This window comes from Psychrobacter sp. ASPA161_6 (assembly GCF_051970285.1).
Classification (GTDB): Bacteria; Pseudomonadota; Gammaproteobacteria; order Pseudomonadales; family Moraxellaceae; genus Psychrobacter; species Psychrobacter glaciei.
In genome coordinates, this window is the sequence record NZ_JBEFNJ010000014.1 from 1 (window position 1) to 1,075 (window position 1,075).

The 1,075-nt window shown below is 40.6% G+C and carries 1 protein-coding gene; it reads left to right on the plus strand.

What is annotated here, in order from left to right; translation table 11 throughout:
* Window positions 1-203: 203 nt before the first annotated feature.
* On the plus strand, window positions 204-1,075 hold an 872-nt coding region (locus ACTQ9T_RS14555; protein ID WP_440465491.1), incomplete at its 3' end, for an IS4 family transposase.

The window sequence follows — 1,075 nt, forward strand, 5'->3', positions numbered from 1 at the left end:
GCTCTGCACACGACAAAAAAACAAAAAAGTCTGTTAAAGCAAAGGCATAATAGTAATTTTTAAGACGAATCAGACCATGCCAAACTTTAACAGACTTAGTGAAACTTTAACCCAAAACCTGAGTATGAACAAGGCAAGAATCACATGTTTGAGCCTAATGATAATAGCCCTGATTACTGCTCAAAGCAGTAATCTTAAAAAAAATAGCAAGACACCTTCCTAAGGGTGGCAAGACCGACAGTCACTATCGCAGACTACAGCGATTTTTTGCCGAAGCGAGGATAGACTACGATCAACTGGCTTTAATGATATATCGACTATTTGGGCTAGGCAAACTCACCTTAACCATTGACCGCACCAACTGGAAATGGGGTAAAAGTAACCTCAACATCTTTATGCTAGGGGTGGTATATAAAGGGATAGCCATCCCCTTATACTGGCAAATGCTAGATAAGCGAGGTAATACAAACCATCTTGAACGCTGTGAACTTATTGAGCGGTTTATCAAACAATTTGGCAAAGATAACCTTGAGATGATAGTAGCAGACAGAGAGTTTGTTGGCGAAAAATGGTTTAACTGGCTCACCAATAATCACATACCCTTTGCCATACGGATTAAGAAGAACAGTAAAGTTAAGAATCATCATGGCAAGTTGGTACAGATTAAAGAGTTATTACGCCATGTTAGCCATCAAGAAACATATCGACATGGACGAATACTGACTGTCGATGGTTGTTTGGTTCGAGTATTTGCCAAGCGTGATAAAGACTATGGTTTAGTGATTGTGGCCACCAATCAACTAGAAACAGTGGATGCGATGACAAGCTATGCTAAGCGTTGGGAGATTGAGACTTTATTTGCTTGTCTAAAGGGCCGTGGCTTTAATCTTGAAGATACCCACTTAACCCATCTTGATCGGGTCAGTAAATTAGTCGCAGTGAACGCCTTAGCATTTTGTTGGGCTTATCATGTCGGTATTTATAAAGACAAAGATAAGCCGTTAAAGCGCAAGTTAAAGTCAAACGCTCGACCTCAAGCCAGTTTGTTTGCGCTTGGCCTGGATGTGTTGATTGA